The sequence below is a fragment of the Pseudoalteromonas sp. 20-MNA-CIBAN-0454 genome, from assembly GCF_040308685.1.
In the GTDB taxonomy this organism is placed as follows: domain Bacteria; phylum Pseudomonadota; class Gammaproteobacteria; order Enterobacterales; family Alteromonadaceae; genus Pseudoalteromonas; species Pseudoalteromonas nigrifaciens.
The window spans coordinates 1-18,998 of sequence record NZ_JBEOOB010000020.1 but is presented as its reverse complement, the minus strand read 5'-3'; the positions used below and the strand labels follow the sequence as shown (position 1 = coordinate 18,998).

General features: G+C 40.6%; 19 protein-coding genes. 4 read left to right on the top strand and 15 right to left on the bottom strand.

Annotated features, from left to right (window positions below):
• Positions 1-213: 213 nt before the first annotated feature.
• From AAEZ22_RS11045 to cutA, 14 genes are all read right to left on the bottom strand, one after another.
• On the bottom strand, positions 214-1,527 hold the full coding sequence (locus AAEZ22_RS11045; protein WP_011326988.1) for an adenylosuccinate synthase: 1,314 nt from the start codon (positions 1,525-1,527) through the stop codon (positions 214-216).
• Positions 1,528-1,738: 211 nt separating this feature from the next.
• Positions 1,739-2,617: a protease modulator HflC gene (gene hflC, locus AAEZ22_RS11040; protein WP_011326987.1), complete on the bottom strand. Its 879-nt coding sequence runs from the start codon at positions 2,615-2,617 to the stop codon at positions 1,739-1,741.
• 5 nt (positions 2,618-2,622) lie between these two features.
• The gene (gene hflK / locus AAEZ22_RS11035; protein WP_179807603.1) at positions 2,623-3,792 is read right to left on the bottom strand and encodes an FtsH protease activity modulator HflK; all 1,170 of its coding nucleotides are present in this window, start codon (positions 3,790-3,792) and stop codon (positions 2,623-2,625) included.
• 101 nt (positions 3,793-3,893) lie between these two features.
• Positions 3,894-5,183, bottom strand: coding sequence for a ribosome rescue GTPase HflX (gene hflX, locus AAEZ22_RS11030; RefSeq protein WP_011326985.1), 1,290 nt, complete (start codon positions 5,181-5,183; stop codon positions 3,894-3,896).
• 16 nt (positions 5,184-5,199) lie between these two features.
• Positions 5,200-5,463, bottom strand: a complete 264-nt coding sequence (gene hfq / locus AAEZ22_RS11025; protein ID WP_011326984.1) for an RNA chaperone Hfq — start codon at positions 5,461-5,463, stop codon at positions 5,200-5,202.
• Positions 5,464-5,544: 81 nt separating this feature from the next.
• The gene (gene miaA / locus AAEZ22_RS11020; RefSeq protein ID WP_041454320.1) at positions 5,545-6,462 is read right to left on the bottom strand and encodes a tRNA (adenosine(37)-N6)-dimethylallyltransferase MiaA; all 918 of its coding nucleotides are present in this window, start codon (positions 6,460-6,462) and stop codon (positions 5,545-5,547) included.
• 10 nt (positions 6,463-6,472) lie between these two features.
• A complete protein-coding gene (gene mutL, locus AAEZ22_RS11015) occupies positions 6,473-8,329 on the bottom strand; it encodes a DNA mismatch repair endonuclease MutL (protein WP_339685703.1) in 1,857 nt (618 codons plus the stop codon).
• 37 nt (positions 8,330-8,366) lie between these two features.
• A complete protein-coding gene (locus AAEZ22_RS11010) occupies positions 8,367-9,710 on the bottom strand; it encodes an N-acetylmuramoyl-L-alanine amidase (RefSeq protein WP_352297238.1) in 1,344 nt (447 codons plus the stop codon).
• A 52-nt stretch (positions 9,711-9,762) separates the two neighbouring features.
• Entirely contained in the window at positions 9,763-10,239 is a 477-nt protein-coding gene (gene tsaE / locus AAEZ22_RS11005; RefSeq protein ID WP_011326980.1) for a tRNA (adenosine(37)-N6)-threonylcarbamoyltransferase complex ATPase subunit type 1 TsaE, read from the bottom strand.
• A gap of 130 nt (positions 10,240-10,369) precedes the next feature.
• Positions 10,370-11,710 carry an acetyl-CoA carboxylase biotin carboxylase subunit gene (gene accC, locus AAEZ22_RS11000; protein ID WP_011326979.1) on the bottom strand — a complete coding sequence of 447 codons (1,341 nt, stop codon included), beginning with the start codon at positions 11,708-11,710 and terminating at the stop codon, positions 10,370-10,372.
• A 26-nt stretch (positions 11,711-11,736) separates the two neighbouring features.
• On the bottom strand, positions 11,737-12,201 hold the full coding sequence (gene accB, locus AAEZ22_RS10995; protein WP_011326978.1) for an acetyl-CoA carboxylase biotin carboxyl carrier protein: 465 nt from the start codon (positions 12,199-12,201) through the stop codon (positions 11,737-11,739).
• Positions 12,202-12,234: 33 nt separating this feature from the next.
• Positions 12,235-12,687, bottom strand: a complete 453-nt coding sequence (aroQ, locus tag AAEZ22_RS10990; protein WP_011326977.1) for a type II 3-dehydroquinate dehydratase — start codon at positions 12,685-12,687, stop codon at positions 12,235-12,237.
• A gap of 226 nt (positions 12,688-12,913) precedes the next feature.
• Entirely contained in the window at positions 12,914-14,725 is a 1,812-nt protein-coding gene (locus AAEZ22_RS10985) for a protein-disulfide reductase DsbD (RefSeq protein ID WP_339685711.1), read from the bottom strand.
• Positions 14,725-15,045: a divalent-cation tolerance protein CutA gene (gene cutA / locus AAEZ22_RS10980; RefSeq protein WP_011326975.1), complete on the bottom strand. Its 321-nt coding sequence runs from the start codon at positions 15,043-15,045 to the stop codon at positions 14,725-14,727. Before cutA ends, AAEZ22_RS10985 begins: the two co-directional genes overlap by 1 nt.
• Positions 15,046-15,224: 179 nt before the next feature.
• Between cutA and AAEZ22_RS10975 the strand changes: the two genes are divergently transcribed.
• The 4 genes from AAEZ22_RS10975 (at position 15,225) to rnk (ending at position 18,433) form a co-directional block, all read left to right on the top strand.
• Positions 15,225-15,701, top strand: coding sequence for an FxsA family protein (locus AAEZ22_RS10975; RefSeq protein ID WP_011326974.1), 477 nt, complete (start codon positions 15,225-15,227; stop codon positions 15,699-15,701).
• 107 nt (positions 15,702-15,808) lie between these two features.
• Entirely contained in the window at positions 15,809-16,096 is a 288-nt protein-coding gene (locus AAEZ22_RS10970) for a co-chaperone GroES (RefSeq protein WP_011326973.1), read from the top strand.
• 48 nt (positions 16,097-16,144) lie between these two features.
• Positions 16,145-17,788: a chaperonin GroEL gene (groL, locus tag AAEZ22_RS10965; RefSeq protein ID WP_011326972.1), complete on the top strand. Its 1,644-nt coding sequence runs from the start codon at positions 16,145-16,147 to the stop codon at positions 17,786-17,788.
• Positions 17,789-18,019: 231 nt separating this feature from the next.
• Positions 18,020-18,433, top strand: coding sequence for a nucleoside diphosphate kinase regulator (gene rnk / locus AAEZ22_RS10960; protein ID WP_041454318.1), 414 nt, complete (start codon positions 18,020-18,022; stop codon positions 18,431-18,433).
• A gap of 70 nt (positions 18,434-18,503) precedes the next feature.
• Here rnk and AAEZ22_RS10955 read toward each other — a convergent pair.
• A partial coding sequence (locus tag AAEZ22_RS10955) for a transposase (protein ID WP_179807471.1) occupies positions 18,504-18,998 on the bottom strand: 495 nt, incomplete at its 5' end.

Below are 18,998 nucleotides of genomic sequence, written 5' to 3'. Positions count from 1 at the left end.
ATTTTATTTTCTCTAGCCAGAGGTTTTCAGTGAAAACAAGGCGAATTTATGCGTCAATAGCTGGCCTATTGCAAGTAAATTCAACGCAGTTAGCGCTGAAAATAGCTGCTTGAGATAAGTTTATTATCCGGATCTCAGGTTATTTATACTCTATTGTTATTTTTAGACATAAAAAAAGCTGCATTAAGCAGCTTTTTTTATGTCTAGTTGATATTACGCAAACGGATTGCGAAGTATCATAGTTTCTACACGATCAGGACCAGTAGAAATAATATCAACAGGAACACCAGTGAGCTCCTCAATACGCTTAACGTAATCAATCGCTGCTTTTGGTAAACCATCAAGGCTAGTTACACCAACAGTATTTTCTGACCAACCAGGCATTTCTTCGTATATTGGCGTTACTTTTTCGTAACCTTCAGCTGCTAATGGCGTTACGTTAGTAACTGTGCCATCTTCAAGCTTATAACCAGTACAGATTTTAAGTGTTTCTAAGCCATCTAAAACATCAAGCTTAGTTAAACAAAAACCAGAAATACTATTGATTTGCACTGCACGACGCATTGCTACGGCATCTAACCAACCAGTACGACGAAGTCGACCAGTGGTTGCGCCAAACTCATGGCCTTTATCGCCTAAGTGCTTACCAACTGGGTCTTGCTTATCAAGGCCGTCGTAAAGCTCTGTAGGAAAAGGGCCTGAACCAACACGTGTAGTATATGCTTTAATAATACCAAGCACATAATCAAGGTGTAGTGGGCCAAAACCAGCACCAGTAGCAACGCCACCAGCTGTAGTGTTAGAAGACGTTACATAAGGGTAAGTACCATGATCGATATCAAGTAACGTACCTTGTGCGCCTTCAAACAAAATGTTGTCGCCAGCTAAACGCGTTTGATCTAAAAGCTCAGTAACATCAACAATCATCGCTTTTAAAATATCAGCAACGGCCATTGCGTCATCAAAGGTTTTCTGAAAATCAACAGCATCTACTTTATAGTAATTAACTAAAGTAAAGTTATGGTATTCAAGAACTTCTTCTAGTTTTGCTGCGAATAGTTCAGGATTAAATAAATCCCCTACGCGCAAACCACGACGTGCCACTTTATCTTCGTACGCAGGACCGATACCACGGCCAGTTGTACCAATTGGCTTATCACCACGTGCAGTTTCACGGGCTACATCTAATGCAACATGGAAAGGCAAAATTAATGGACATGCAGCACTGATTAAAAGACGCTCGCGTACAGGTACGCCACGTGCTTCTAACATGCCAATCTCTCTCATTAGCGCTTCTGGTGATAATACAACACCATTACCAATCACACATTTAACATTGTCACGTAATACACCCGATGGAATAAGGTGCAGAACTGTCTTTTCACCGTCGATCACTAAGGTATGGCCAGCATTGTGCCCACCTTGATAACGAACTACTAAAGATGCTTTATCTGTAAGGAGGTCAACTACCTTACCCTTACCTTCGTCACCCCATTGGGTGCCTAATACAACAACGTTTTTACCCATTGTAACTTCACTTAAAAAAATTAGGACAAGATTTTACCAGAAAACAAAGCCAAAGTTCACCCCGTTTAGCTTATATTTTCCGCTCGTATATTTATATGTATAAATATTAACTAATAACCACATAGATAACAGTGGTTTAATGCATTAAATCTGTTTCAATAAAAAGCCCCACTAACGCGAGGCTTTTAAGATTTAAATATATTGGTTAGCTTTATTGTGCAGTAGCACCTTTCATATATTTAAAGAAGTCGCTATCTGGTGAAAGAACCATTACGTCTTGCTTGTTTTTAAAGGTTTGTTTATACGCCTCTAACGAACGAACAAAACTAAAAAACTCAGGATCTTTATTGTACGCATTAGCATAAATAGCTGCTGCATCTGCATCACCTTGACCACGTACTGTACGTGAATTACGCTCAGCATCGGCAAGCATTACCGTTACACGACGATCAACGCCAGCACGAATAGTTTCGGCTTTTTCTTGACCCTCTGAACGATGCTCTTTAGCAACCGCAGTACGCTCTGCACGCATACGCTGATAAATCGAGCTACTTACTTCTTGTGGTAGGTTTATTTGCTTAACACGCACGTCAAGTACTTCAATACCTAGCTCGCGGGCACTTTCAGAAGCTTGTACTAACGCCTCTTCCATTAACTCGCTACGCTCACCCGACACTATTTCACGAATAGTACGCGTACCAAAGTTAGTACGTAGACCGTTATTTACTTTTTGTTCTAGCAGCGTTTCAGCATATTGCTTATCGCCACGAGCACGCAAGTAAAAAGCACTAAAGTCGTTAACACGCCATTTTACAAACGAGTCAACAATTAAGTCTTTTTTCTCGCTCGTTACAAAGCGGTCTGGTGTACCATCAAGCGTTTGAATACGTGCATCAATACGACGTACTTGGCTAAAAAATGGTACTTTAAATTGTAAGCCGGGGCTGTACACTATGGCTTGATCATCACTGTCTTTTTGTACTTTACTGAATAACAAAACAATTGCTTTTTGCCCTTCAGGTACAACAAAAACTGACGAGAAAGACATTACAATGGCAGCTAATAGTATGACTAAACTAAAGTTTTTCATTATTGTTATCTCCCATCATTAAAACGATCGTTGTTAAAGCGGTCATTACCACTATTAACAGAGCTGTTACGTGACGTATTTACTTTGTTACGTAAATCTTGAATATCACTTGAGCTAGGAAGTGCAACACGGGTTGCTGTGCCTTGCTTTTCCATAATTTTATCAAGTGGTAAGTACATCATGTTGTTGCCACCTTTTACATCAACAAGTACTTTAGAGCTATTGCCTAATACTTCTTGCATTGCATCAATGTATAAACGTTCACGAGTTACTGTTTTAGCCGCTTGATATTCTGGTAATAGCTTTTCAAAACGAGCAACTTCACCTTGTGCCTCAAGTGTAATACGCTCTTGATAACCTTCGGCTTCTTGAGTCATACGTGTAACTTGACCACGAGCACGAGGTTCAATTTCACGCGCATATGCTTCAGCTTCACGGATAAAGCGCTCTTCATCTTCTTGTGCAGCAATTGCATCATCAAACGCATCTTTAACTTCAGCCGGTGGACGAGAATCTTTAAAGTTCACGTCAGTCACAATTAAACCTAAGTTATAAGGTTCAATAACCTTGTTCAGCTCATCCCATGTATTTTGGCGCACAACCTCACGGCCGTTTGTTAGTACTTGGTCCATTTTTGCATGGCCAACTACATAACGTAGTGCACTTTCTAGTGCTTCTTCTAAGCTACTATCAGCATTAGTTACACTAAATTTATACAAGTATGGGTCAATAACACGATATTGAACTTGGAACTCAACGCTTACTACGTTTTCGTCTTCAGTTAACATAAAACCAGACGTTGATAATGAACGAACAGCTTCAATATCTACTGGTATTATGGTTTCAATAAAGGTCATTTTCCAACGCAGACCAGGATCAGCAATACGATCATACTTACCAAATTGAAGAACCACACCACGCTCAGCTTCTTTCACGGTATAAATACCACTGAGTGCCCATACAATTACAGCAATTATAAGTATAAATGAAATACCGGCTCCACCAAGTCCACCGCCGCTACCATTGCCCGGTTTTTTGCCGCCAAATAAGCCACTAAACTTGTTACTGAATTTACGCAGCACCTCGTCTAAATCAGGTGGGCCTTGATCTCGTCCGCCTTTGTTATTCCACGGATCTTTATCATTGCCATTATTACCCGGTTCATTCCAGGCCATAGCTATACTCCATTGTTATCTAAATAAATAAGGAAATTGAGTTAAATCTAACAAATCTACTGCGTTTCTTATACAAAAACCGACATTAATTACATCAATTTTTAATCACAGACGATAAAACCAGCAATTTCAGGACCAAATTCTTTAATTAAACGATTCCACTCAACTACAGGTAACCTAACATCTAACAGCCAGTTACCTTGTTCATCAAAGCGCTCGTCGCTTACCGCACTTAAACTAAATAACGACGATCTTAACCGTCCATATTGTGGTGCAAGCAATAATGTTTCGCTAAGCATTTGTTTAGCAAGTAATTCACTAATAGCTTCGCTAAGTAACTCGCAACCTTCGCCGGTTTGAGCAGAAAGCCATACCCTTATAGGTTGGCCTTCATCATCGCGATCAATACGCGCAGTAATATCATCCAGCGCATCAATTTTGTTATAAACCAATAATTGCGGTACTTCATCAGCTTCAATTTCTTTGAGTACTGATTGTACTTGTTCAATATTTTCTTTTAGTCGTGCATCTGCCACATCAATAACATGCAGCTGTAAGTCGGCTTCTCGCGTTTCTGTTAGCGTCGCTTTAAATGCCGCCACTAAGTCATGCGGCAAATGGCGAATAAAGCCAACAGTATCGGCTAAAATAACCGGACCAACATCGCCTAACTCAAGTTTTCGTAACGTTGGGTCAAGCGTCGCAAACAATTGATCTGCAGCATAAACATCTGAGTTTGTAATACGATTAAATAATGTTGATTTACCCGCGTTAGTATACCCTACTAACGATACAGTTGGTATTTCGTTACGGCTACGAGCTCGTCTACCTTGCTCGCGCTGTACAGCAACTTTATCTAGGCGTGCACGAATATTTTGCAGGCGGGCGCGCAATAAGCGTCTATCGGTTTCGAGCTGTGTTTCACCTGGCCCACGTAAACCCACGCCCCCTTTTTGACGCTCTAAATGCGTCCAACCACGAATTAGTCGCGTGGACATATGACGCAATTGCGCCAGTTCAACTTGCAACTTACCTTCGTGGGTACGTGCACGTTGCGCAAATATATCAAGAATAAGGGTGGTTCTATCAAGCACACGACATTGCAAAATGCGTTCTAAGTTACGCTCTTGGGACGGTCTGAGTTGATGATTAAAAATAACGACATCGGCATTGTGGATTTTAACAGTCTCAGCTATTTCTTCTGCTTTACCAGTTCCGACAAATAGTTTCGGATGTGGTGCTTGACGGCTGCCTTGCACAACCGCCAAACTACTAACACCAGCAGAAGATACCAACAATTCTAATTCGTGAAGATCTTCGCGATCCCCCTCTTTAGGAAAGTCAATATGAACTAAAACTGCCTGTTCGCCAGATTTATAGCGGTCAAACAAGCATCACGCTCCTAATTTAAATGTTTCCAGCTTCAGGTTCTTCAGTGTCGTCATTTTCTTGAACACCTTGGAAATTAACTGCACGAGCAGGAACAACTGTTGAAATTGCATGTTTATACACCATTTGATTTACGGTGTTTTCTAGTAAAATAACAAATTGATCAAATGACTGAATTTTACCTTGTAATTTTATGCCATTAACCAAAAAGATTGATACTGGGATGCGCTCACGGCGTAGTGCATTCAAAAATGGGTCTTGTAACGATTGGCCTTTTGCCATGTTATTATTCCTTCGTTCTAGGTGTTATTATAATTAAGTGGCTGAACTTATTTAACAAAGCTAAATTTTATTCAACTACTACTAGCTTAGCGAACTTACTACACGATGCAAGTTTTCTTCATCACCCGTTGTTAACCATGTAACATCAGGCCAGCTTCTTAACCAAGTTAATTGGCGTTTAGCCAATTGACGTGTAGCCGCAATGCCGCGAAATACCATTTCATCATGGTCAATTTCACCCGCAAGGTAATCCCACATTTGTCTATAACCTACACAACGAATAGAAGGCATATTGGGGTGTAAATCCTTACGTAGATATAGGGTCGAAACTTCATTTTCAAACCCCTGTTCGAGCATTATTTTAAACCTTTTTTCAATTCGCTGATGTAATTCACTGCGCTGCGTTGGCGCAATAGCAAATTGATGAAAAGTATAAGGTAAAACCGGCTGTTTTTGCTTTTGCAGCTCGGTCATGGTTTTACCTGTTAATTTATATACCTCTAAAGCACGATTAATTCTTTGTGAATCGTTTTCACTCATTTTTTGCGCTGCTTGCGGGTCTATTTTTACCAGTTCTTGATACAAATGTGGCCAGCCATATTGCGCTGCTTGCGCTTCAAGTTCGGCTCTTATTTCCACGTTAGCTTCTGGCAGTGGTGATAAACCATCAATCAGAGCCTTGAAGTACAACATGGTGCCGCCAACTAATACCGGCACCTTACCTTGCTGATGAAATTCATCTATTTTTATTATCGCATCACGTCTAAAATCAGCAACTGAATAAGTTTCACTTGGGTCAAGTAAATCAATTAAGTGATGCGGAGCACGTGCTAACTCTGATGCATCGGGTTTAGCCGTGCCAATATCCATACCCTTATATACTAACGCTGAATCAACACTAATTATTTCGGTATTTAAATGCTCACACAATGAAATTGCCAACGCCGTTTTACCCGCTGCAGTTGGACCCATTAAAAATATGACTGGTAAATTACTCAACACGAATACCTTAATCTAATTGCGTTAAATAGTGCTCTATATCTATTTTAACTGCTTTTACACGCAAACGTTCAATTGTTTGCGGATTATTTTGCATGCGGGCTTGCTGCGCTAAAAAGATATTGCTGGAATAAAAACGCGCTGGTGTGTGCTGCATCTGCCACGCCAACCAGCTTTCTATGTTTTCAAGTGGTGCTTTACACGCTTCCAGCAGGCTTTCAACCGCGCTAGTAACGTCTAATAAATATAAGCACGCAGGAAGTTTTTTAACCATCACAAACTGTTTTTCAATAATTAGCTCAAAACCTAATAGCGTAAACCAAGACTGTTGCGCTGCTATTAGCTCACAGTCTTGCTTGGATAAATTAACCCGTACTGGCAACAACAGCGCTTTGCCCTCTAAGCTGCCCTGCTCTTTTATTTGCTCATGCCAATCATCAACTAATGCATATTTAAAATGTGAGCAATACAATTGCTGCTCGCTGCTAAACACACACACGCCTTCGTTGATGCTGATAATAGCAACCGTTTTTAAAGCAACTGCCTGCTCCACAGCGTGTGACTGGTTAACCCCAACAGATACGTGAGCAACTTGGTCAAAATGCGCGGCATGCTGCTCACTCACGCCCTGATAAAAAGCATTAATATCATGATGATTAGTACTAGGTGCAGCTCTGTAGGCGCCGCCACTCCCTCCCGCACCACGCGAACTTAGCGATGCGCCGCCAGAACTGACACTATGAGATGGTTGCAATTGCGATTTAGGATAATCAAATACCTCACCCGACTCAAAATTCCCAGTGGGAGAACGCGCAGTGTCTGTCTGACTAAATGCCGTATCGGCTAGGTTATTTAAAGGCTCATTAGTAAACTCACCTTGCAGTGGCACAACAACTTGTTTAATTGCTTGTAGTATAAAGTCGTGTACTAAACGCCCTTGATGAAAACGTACTTCGTGTTTTGCCGGATGAACATTTACATCAACTTGACGAGGGTCAATATCAATATAAATAACAAAACCGGGTAACTCTTGGGCACCACTTACTTCTTCAAATGCTTGGCGAATAGCGTGCAGTATAAGCTTGTCGCGCATCATACGATTATTTACATAGGTATACTGCACGGTGTTAGCAGAACCAACCGGCAATACCCAGCCATGGAGCTGCAAGCCCCCCTCGCCCGATTGAATATGCAAGCCTTGCTCAGCAAATGCTTTACCCGCCACTTGCGCTACACGGGCAATTGCTTGGCTAGGATCAGTTTTAGCACGGTACTGCCTGACTACTTTTTCATTATGAGTAAGGGTAATAGATACATCAAATCGACTCAGCGCAATGCGCTTTATAAGCTCATCAATATGGCTAAACTCTGTTTTTTCGGTACGTAAAAATTTGCGCCGTGCTGGCGTATTAAAAAATAAATCTTTTACTTCTATGGTGGTGCCATCTGGGTGCGCTACTGGTTTTACTTGCACAGCCATATCGCGGCCTTGTGCAAATGCTTGCCAAGCGGCTTCTTGATGTTTAGTTTTTGAGCTTAGCGTTAAGCGCGAAACGGAACTAATTGACGCCAGTGCTTCACCTCTAAATCCTAGTGAGCAAATATTTTCTAAATCATCGAGGGATTTCAATTTACTGGTTGCATGGCGAGAAAGCGCCAATGTAAGCTCGTCTTGAGCAATACCCGCACCATTGTCACGAATACGAATTAGTTTGTGCCCACCTCGCTCAATATCTATTTGAATGCGTGTAGCACCAGCATCTAGGCTGTTTTCTACTAATTCTTTTACCACCGACGCGGGGCGCTCGACCACTTCACCTGCAGCAATTTGGTTCGCTAAACGTGCGGGTAGTATTTCAATACTCATTCAACTTCCTAACAAACATGGCTCTAATGATAAGCAATTAACTTTGCGGTATATCGAGTTCTTGGCCAATAAATAAGGTATTAGAGCTTAATTTATTCGCCTGCTTTAACTTGTTTATAGTTATGCCGTAGCGACTCGCTAACATGCTTAACGACTCCCCCGGGCGAACTTTATGCTTGGTTGGATATTGCGACTTTAACTTGGCAAATAAAGAATCGTCAGGTGGATTTTTTAAGTAATAATTTTTAATTGAGGTAAATATAGCTTTGGCTAAACGCTCTTGGTGATTAGCACTTTTTAGCAATTTTTCTTCACGGGGATTAGAAATAAACCCTGTTTCGATTAAAATAGAAGGAATGTCTGGTGACTTTAATACTGCAAGACTCGCATGTTGAGGATCTTTTTTATGTAACTTTGCCACCTTACGCAGCTCTTTTACTACTTCATCAGCAACGCTCAAACCGGTTTTCATCGAATGATCCATCGACATATCAAGCAGTGCTTGCGCTAAGTACTTTTCATTGGCGGCATCTTTTATTACATCTGCCGCGCCACCTAAAAGCTCAGAGTGTTTTTCTTTATCTTCAATCCATTTACCTATTTCTGAGTTAGCACGGCGCAGTGATAACACCCACACTGAGGCACCATTTGGACCTGGGATCGTAAATGCATCAGCATGAATAGAGACAAAAAAATCAGCTTTTTTCTCACGAGCACGATTGGTGCGGGTATTGAGCTTTACAAAGTAATCGCCGCTGCGCACCATACGCGAAATCATCCCGCGCTCAGAGTCAATCATCCTCTCTAAGCGTTTAGCTATTTGTAATGTAATCGTTTTTTCATAGGTACCCGATGGGCCAATTGAGCCAGGGTCTTCGCCACCGTGACCAGCGTCAATCGCAATAACAATATCGCGCTCTTGGCTTAATTGACGGTTTTTAGCCGCTGTCTGCGCTGGTGATACTGCTGTGGATGATTCACTTTTATCATATAGATCAACAACCAACCTGTTTTTATAGGGGCCCGTTGGTGCTAATGCAAAAACCACAGGCTTTACCGGGGCACTCAATTCAAAGACAAAGCGCACGCTGTGTTTATTTTTTGGTTTAGAATAACGAAGCTTACTAACAATTTGATGCTCAGGCGGAATACCGGGTAACACTTTAAGCTCCCGTGTTTGCTCTAAATCAACCACTAAACGGCTAGGATTTTTAAGCATAAAATAACTAAAGTCAGGCTTTTCAGTTAAATCAAATACCACCCGAGTGCTATCGGGAGATGGCCAAACGCGCACACTATTAATGGTATTTTGTGCCCATAGCGACGAACTCGTAGTGATAGCTACAAGATAAATAAAGAGTTTAATTACACCGCGACTCATGTTGATAGTGACTGCCTTAACTATTTTATTATTTGTTATATAACCAATATTATTACTCTGAGGTTAAGTTATTTAGTTTTTCAATAATTACGCTACCACGCTCACTGGCACTATTAATAACGATATTTCGCTCATCGCCTACATAGCTTAAGGTAATATTTAAATCTGGCACAGGAATAAACTCTCCGCCTTTTTCTGGCCATTCAACCACACAAATTGCTTGCGCTGAAAAGTAATCGCGTATTCCCATATATTCAAGTTCTTCTGGATCGCCTAAACGATACAAATCAAAGTGGTAAACATTAGCGCGCTCCAGCTCATATGGCTCTACTAAGGTATACGTTGGACTTTTAACCTTACCTGTATGGCCAAAACCTTGCACTATGCCACGTGTAAAGGTGGTTTTACCCGCGCCTAAATCGCCATGTAAATAAATTACCGCACCTTGCTCTATAATAGCCGCAATTCGATTGCCCATTGTTACCGTGGCAATATCATCACTCAAGTGAGACTTAAAACTACGTGACATTATTACCTTTACCTCAAAAATTTATTAAAGCGCATATTTGTTAATCATACCAGATTATTTATTTAAGGTGATACAGCCAATTTTTAAAGATAAAAAAACCGGCTAAGCGCCGGTTTCTATTAACGAGGAATTATAGTCCCAATTTTTTCTCAAGATAGTGGATATTAGTCCCACCATTTTGGAAGTTTTCGTCTGCAAGAATTCTTTTATGCAGCGGAGTATTGGTTTTAATACCGTCGATTACTAATTCATTTAGTGCGTTACGTGCACGAGCAATTGCTACGTCACGGTTTTCACCGTAAGTAATTAGCTTACCAATCATTGAATCGTAATGTGGTGGAACCGTGTAGTCAGCATAAATATGGCTGTCCCAACGAATACCTAAACCACCCGCAGGATGAAAACGTGTAATTTTACCCGGTGACGGAATAAAGGTTTCTGGGTCTTCTGCGTTAATACGACATTCAATTGCATGGCCGCGAATAACAACATCATCTTGAGTGAACGACAATGGCTGACCAGCCGCAATTTTTAGCTGTTCTTTAACTAAATCAATACCTGTAACCATTTCAGTGATTGTATGCTCAACCTGAATACGGGTATTCATTTCGATAAAATAAAACTCGCCGTTTTCGTATAAAAACTCAAACGTACCAGCTCCACGATAACCAATTTCAATACAGGCACGCGTACAGCGCTCACCAATAAATTTACGTGTTTCTGCTGTAATTCCTGGAGCGGGTGCTTCTTCAACTACTTTTTGGTGACGACGCTGCATAGAACAATCACGTTCACCTAAATGCACAGCATTACCTTGGCCATCAGCTAAAATTTGTACTTCGATATGACGTGGGTTTTCAAGGTATTTCTCCATGTAAACCATGCCATTACCAAAGAACTGCTTCGCTTCTTGCTGGGTTAATGCAATTGAATCAATCAGTTCAGCTTCGCTGCGCACAACACGCATACCACGACCACCACCGCCACCAGCGGCTTTAATGATTACCGGGTAACCAATGCGCTTAGCAATTTGCATATTGCGCTCTTTGTCATCTGATACTGGACCATCTGAGCCTGGTACACACGGAACACCTGCTTTACGCATTGCTGCGATTGCAGATACTTTATCGCCCATAAGACGAATTGTATCGCCAGTAGGACCAATAAATACAAAACCACTTTGCTCAACTTGATCGGCAAAATCAGCATTTTCTGCAAGAAAACCATAACCAGGATGAATCGCTACAGCGTCAGTTATTTCAGCCGCGGCAATAATACGCGGAATATCTAAATAACTTTCTGTTGCTGCTGGTTTACCAATACAGATGGTTTCATCTGCAAGCAATACATGCTTAAGATCGCGATCCGCCGTTGAATGCACAGCAACCGTTTTGATCCCAAGCTCTTTGCAGGCGCGCAATATACGAAGTGCAATTTCACCTCGGTTTGCAATGACTACTTTATCTAACATTAGAGTTGGCCTTTTAGGTTGCGCTATTATTCAATGATGAATAAAGGTTGATCAAATTCTATTGGCTCGCCATTTTCAGCTAAAATAGCTTTTACTGTACCAGCTTTGTCTGACTCAATTTGGTTCATCATTTTCATTGCTTCGATGATACATAATGTATCGCCAACTTTAACTTGAGAACCAACTTCTACGTATGCTGGCGCTTCTGGTGAAGCTGCAGCGTAGAATGAGCCAACCATAGGTGATTTAACTTGATGACCTGTAGAGGCTGCTGGAGCAGCGGCTTCAACTGCTGCTGCAGGAGCTGCAGCAACTGGAGCGGCAACTGGTGCTGGTGCATATTGCTGTGGCGCAAACTGAGCATAGCCTGGGCCTGCACTCATGTTATTACGATTTATACGTACTGACTCTTCACCTTCAGTGATTTCTAGCTCAGCAATACCTGACTCTTCTACTAATTCAATAAGTTTTTTGATCTTGCGAATATCCATAAACGGCCCGCCTATTAGTTTGTGTGTTTAAAATTAATTTGAGTTTTGCAATTGGTTTACTGCAGCTTCAAGCGCTGCGTGATAACCCATTGCACCTAATCCACATATTACGCCTTGCGCCACATCAGAAAAATACGAATGATGGCGAAACGCTTCACGTGCGTGCACGTTGCTTAAATGCACTTCAAAAAACGGAATATCAACACTTAACAATGCATCACGTAATGCGACGCTCGTATGCGTAAATGCAGCAGGATTAATAATTATGTAATCAATCGCTTGCCAAGTATCGTGAATACGCTCTATCAGTGCTTGCTCACTATTACTTTGGAAGTGCGTTAACTCAACATTTAAACTATCAGCGGCACATGTTAGTTCGCTCATAATTTCGCTTAGCGTACGTGAACCGTATTTATCTGGCTCACGTTTACCTAGCATATTTAAATTTGGGCCATTTATAACTAAAAGCTTGAATTTTGCAGCCATAATACGCGATATATCCTATAAGTAATGAGTTAAGCAGTCGTTAGCTAATTTTTTACAAAAATGTGAGTATAAAAAATAAGATAACAACAATTTCTCACGTTAACCAACTATTATAGTGATTTCGACGTAAATAACAGCAAAATACTGGTCTTATCTCTGTATTGGGTACAAATGTTGAGGCAGTAGTAATAGCCCCACCTTTAAATTATGGGGGGCTATTATATTGCTACTTTACGCTGGCGCGTACTGTAGATAGGTGCTGAGCAAAATCTTCAGCATTCAAAAAGCCGGTAACACGTTGTGCACTTAGCTCCTCTCCTTGGGTATTAAAAAACAAAATACTCGGTAAACCAAACACCGTATATTCTTCCATTAGTTCGATTGTTTTGTTATCGCTGTCGGTTAAATCGACTTGAATAAGCTCAAAGTGACTAAACTCATTTTGCACTTTTGCATCGGGAAAGGTGTAATGCTCAAATTCTTTACACGCAATACACCAATCAGCATATAAGTCGACCATAACCAGTCGGCCTTGCTCATTAGCGTGAGCAACGGCTGCTTTTAACTCAGTTAAATTGGCTACTTGCTTAAACTCATTACTTTGCGCACTTACTTGCATTGTTTGCATGTGTACTGGCCAAAAATAATTTTTAGTTAAGTTAAAGCCACTAACAACGAGTAACGTTGCAGCAAACCACAGTGCTGTTTTTAATTTTCCTTGTGTTTGGCTACTTTGCCAGTGATGCAAGTAAAGCGCGGTTGCCAAGGCCAATACTCCCGCCATTAATAAAATAACATCGGCATCTAAAAGGCGCTCAAGTAATATAAGTGGCACAACTAGCATAATAAAGCCAAATAGGGTTTTAACTTGTTCCATCCAGCCACCGGCTTTAGGCAATAGTTTTCCGCCCGATGTACCGAGTAGCAATAATGGCAGTCCCATCCCTAAACTCAGTACATAAAGCGTTAGCCCCCCCACTAAATAGTCGCCACTTTGTGCTACAAACAATAGCGCCGCTGACAAAGGTGCGGTGGTGCAAGGCGAGGCAATCAAGCCCGATAATACGCCCATTAAAAACACACCAACGTAGTTGCCACCTTTTTGGTTATTACTTACTTGGGTTAACTTGTTCATCATGCCACTTGGTAGCTTTATTTCGTACCAACCAAACATCGACATTGCTAATAATACAAACAATAAACTAAAGCTAATAAGTACATAAGGATGCTGCAAATAACCTTGAACTTGCCCGCCAAGTGCGGCCACAACCAAACCTAATGCCGCGTAGGTCACTGCCATACCTTGAATATATACAAATGATAACGCGAAGGCTTTTTTAGTTGAGAGATTTTTTTGCCCAGCAATTAAGCTCGACAAAATTGGAAACATTGGAAATACACACGGTGTAAAAGCCAGGCCAACACCAACAACAAAAAATATCAGTAAATTAGTAATTAGCCCTTGGCTTGCTAACTGCTCGGTAAAGGTCTGATCTTTTTTAGGCGCATTGCTTGTCGGCGTATTAGCCTGACTTAATGCTGTAAATGCGTTTGCAGAGGTTGCACTGTGCGTAGCATCATCAGCATTTTGCAGCTGTTCACCGGCAATTTTGTTTAGCGGAATACTAATAACTTCAGGTGGGTAACATAACCCAGCTTCAGCACAACCTTGGTAACGCACTTTTACTACTGCTCCCTCAGTTACATTACTGAGCTTACTAACAATACTAAGTGCATTAAAAAAAACTTCTGTTTTACCAAAGAACTCATCTTCGATAACTTCTCCATTACCTAAGTCGCCTACTTCTATATTCGCGCCTTTGGCAATAATCTCTATTTTATTTTTATATAAGTAGTATTCAGGTGCAATATCCCAGCCTATAAATAAAGTATTATCTTGCTGATCAAAATCAAATACAAATGCTTGGTCTACTTGTAAAAAGGTTTGTTGTGGAGGTGCAAGTAAATCACCAAGTATATTATTAGCCTTAGCTGGAGCCGCTAATAATGCAACCAGTAACAAAAAGAAAAAACGCATTAATTAAGTACCTCATCCATCCAATTAAAATAAGCTAGGTTACCCGTTGCCACATCAACAACCTGGATCTCTGGCACTTCGTAGCTGTGTAATGCTTTAATAGTTAAAAATACATCGTTCATTTTATCTAACTTTGTTTTGATCAATAGTTTAGCTTCGGTTGCCTCAACTACTTCACCTTCCCATATATAAATAGAAGCTACCTTTGGTAGAATATTCACACATGCAGCCAGTTTTCTCTCAACTAATGCTTTTGCCAGCTCTCTTGCTTCATTTTCATCTTTGCAGGTAGTAAAAATAAGTTTAAATTGCGCCGCCATAATGAACCTTTATGTGTTTAATAATGTCTGTAAGCATAGTATCTGATAGCGTATGTAATGTGTAGGTGCTATAACTGCAAAAAAATAGTAATAGCGCTTACTGTATCCTTGAAATTAGACCGCTCCACCCTCACTTATATTTCATCAACTCTTTTGAGTTTCATTATTTAGAGAGCTTTATGTTTAGATTTTTATTTGTGTTGTTTATCATTATTCCTATTATTGAAATCGCCTTACTTATACAAGTAAGCGAGGTAATAGGTGGTTTTTCGACAATTGCGCTAGTAATTATTACCGCGATTTTAGGCGCAAAAATGGTAAAACAACAAGGTATGAGCGCGCTACAAAAAGCACAAACTCAAATGGCCGAAGGGCAAATGCCTGCGAAAGAATTATTTACTGGTATATGCGTTATTATAGCTGGCGTATTATTGTTAACGCCTGGCATTATGACCGACGTTTTTGGGCTACTATTATTAACGCCAGTAATTCGCAACAAACTGGCAGCCGGCCTTGCTAGCCAAGCTACTGTACGTATGAGTGCAGGTATGCAACAAGGTGGTTCACCATTTACCCAGCACAGTCAAACTGAGGCAGATCCTCATCAAGTGAACAAACCGACCATCATAGATGGTGAGTTTGAACGAAAAGATTAATTTTTTTAATTTTACGCTTGGATTTTGGCGTAACACCCCCATTATTGAATGCAACCAATATAAGCTTTTTTCTGCCCTTCGCAGAAACTGTTAGGAGAACTAAATAAATGAATATTCGTCCTTTACATGATCGCGTGATCGTTAAGCGTCTAGAAGAAGAAACAAAATCTGCTGGCGGTATTGTATTAACTGGCTCTGCAGCTGAAAAATCAACCCGCGGAGAAGTTGTTGCCGTTGGTAATGGTCGCATTTTAGAAAGCGGTGATGTTAGAGCATTAGAAGTTAAAGCCGGTGACACTGTGTTATTTGGCTCATATGTTGAGAAAGTTGAAAAGATCGAAGGTCAAGAGTACCTGATCATGCGTGAAGATAATATTTTAGGCATTGTAGGCTAAACCTACTTTTCGTTTATAAACATTTAAGAATTTAGAGGAATTTAAAACATGGCAGCAAAAGAAGTACTTTTTGCAGGTGACGCACGCGCTAAAATGCTAACTGGCGTAAACATCCTGGCAAACGCAGTAAAAGTTACATTAGGTCCTAAAGGCCGTAACGTTGTACTAGATAAATCATTTGGCTCTCCAGTTATCACTAAAGATGGTGTATCTGTAGCAAAAGAAATCGAACTTGAAGACAAGTTTGAAAACATGGGCGCACAAATGGTTAAAGAAGTTGCATCTAAAGCTAACGATGCAGCCGGCGATGGTACAACTACCGCTACAGTACTTGCACAGTCTATTGTAAACGAAGGCCTTAAAGCTGTTGCAGCAGGCATGAACCCAATGGACCTTAAGCGCGGCATCGACAAAGCAGTAATTGCTGCTGTTGCAGAGCTTAAAGCGTTATCTGTTCCATGCTCTGACACTAAAGCAATTGCACAAGTAGGTACTATTTCAGCTAACTCTGATAAAGAGATTGGCGACATCATTGCACAAGCAATGGAAAAAGTAGGCCGTAACAGTGGTGTTATTACTGTAGAAGAAGGTCAATCACTAGAAAATGAACTCGATGTTGTTGAAGGCATGCAGTTTGACCGTGGTTACCTATCTCCTTACTTTATTAACAGCCCAGAAAAAGGTACTGTTGAACTAGATAACCCATTTATTCTACTTGTAGATAAAAAAATATCTAACATTCGCGAATTATTACCAACATTAGAAGCAGTTGCTAAAGCAAGCAAGCCACTACTAATCATCGCAGAAGACCTTGAAGGCGAAGCATTAGCTACATTAGTAGTTAATAACATGCGCGGTATTGTTAAAGTATCAGCAGTGAAAGCTCCTGGTTTTGGCGACCGTCGTAAAGCAATGCTACAAGATATCGCTGTATTAACTGGCGGTACTGTGATTTCAGAAGAAATCGGCCTTGAGCTTGAAAAAGCAACAGTTGAAGACCTAGGTACAGCTAAGCGCGTAATTATCACTAAAGATGATACAACTATCATTGATGGTGCTGGCGAAGAAGCAGGTATTAACGGCCGTGTTTCACAAATTAAAGCACAAATCGAAGAAGCAACATCAGACTACGATAAAGAAAAACTACAAGAGCGCATGGCTAAACTAGCTGGCGGTGTTGCAGTAATCAAAGTTGGTGCTGCGACTGAAATGGAAATGAAAGAGAAAAAAGACCGCGTTGAAGATGCATTAAATGCAACTCGTGCAGCGGTTGAAGAAGGCGTAGTACCTGGTGGCGGCGTTGCACTAGTTCGTGCAGCAAGTAAGCTTGTAGATTTAGTTGGCGACAACGAAGATCAAAACCACGGTATTAAAGTTGCACTTCGTGCAATGGAAGCGCCACTTCGTCAAATCGTAACAAACGCAGGTGACGAAGCTTCAGTTGTAATTAACGCAGTTAAAGCAGGTTCAGGTAACTTTGGTTACAATGCTGCTACTGGCGAATACAATGACATGATTGAAATGGGTATCCTAGATCCAACTAAAGTAACACGCTCTGCACTACAATTTGCAGGGTCTATTGCGGGTCTAATGATCACTACCGAAGCTATGGTAGCTGAAATCCCTAAAGATGATAGCGCTCCTGATATGGGTGGCATGGGCGGTATGGGTGGAATGGGCGGTATGATGTAAACCCCACCTAAACCTCCCGGTTAAAAAAACCCAGCCTCGGCTGGGTTTTTAATGTTATAGAAAAAATAAAAAACTAACTATACTCTTAGTCACTTAAGTACTATTGCTTAAGATAGTTGATTATTGAGTTGCAAATAAAAATTACTTCAACGTATTCTAGTGCAATTAAGCTTATGCCGAATCATACTCAGAGTAAGTTTTATTTACATAAACATTATTAAGGATATTGAGTTGAATAAAAGACCTGAAATAATCATCTCATCATTAGATGCAGATAGACTATATGATTTAATCGAATCATTGCCAGCAAACAGTTTTGCGGGTGAAAAAGAACTTGAAGCAGAATTAGGACGAGCAACTATAGTTGATCCTAAAGACGTACCAGCAACAATAGTTACTATGAATTCGACGGTAAATTTTGTTGTAGAATCTTCAAAAGAAGAATTTAATTTAACTCTTGTCTACCCGAAAGATCTTGACGCTAGCGGCCAAAAAATATCAATTTTAGCCCCTATAGGCGGCGCTTTACTTGGGCTATCACAAGGAGATGAAATTGAATGGCCTAAGCCTGGTGGAGGTTTAATAAAAGTAAAAATAAAAGAAGTAACCTACCAACCTGAAAGAGTCGGCGAACTACATAGATAATTTAACGAAGCTAATAAGTAGCTCCTAGCGCATTAAATTAATTAAAAACCCAGCTCATGTTTAATGCCAGTCAGTTAACACTGACTGGCTTTTTTTTATAGGGATATTTAGATGGTTTCTTTTTCACACATCGTGGAAAGCTGCGCTCATGACGCCTTGTTGGTAACTGAAATAGCGTCAGCGTTTCTAATAAATGCTCATAGTGTTTTGGTAAATTTCCCGGACTTGTCAGTGGGATAGTTAACAGAAATACATTGATATGTCTTGAACAATGAGAAAAACTCAGTTGATTTGGCCATACTTCTAGTAACTCTGCTGCCTCACGCATGGCTATTCTTATAATATTGTAGGCAATTAGTAACCCCCACAATTCTTGCCTTATCATATCCGGCCTTTTTGAGCGTAGGATATAGTTTGAGTGCAACATTGTTTGTTTTATTTCTCGATATCCTATTTCTATTTCCCAGCGATGCATGTACAAATCAGCGATTTCTTTTGATGGGTAACGCATTACATCAAGCATTGATGTAAGAATCTGATACTGCTTATTATTATGCGTGTAAGT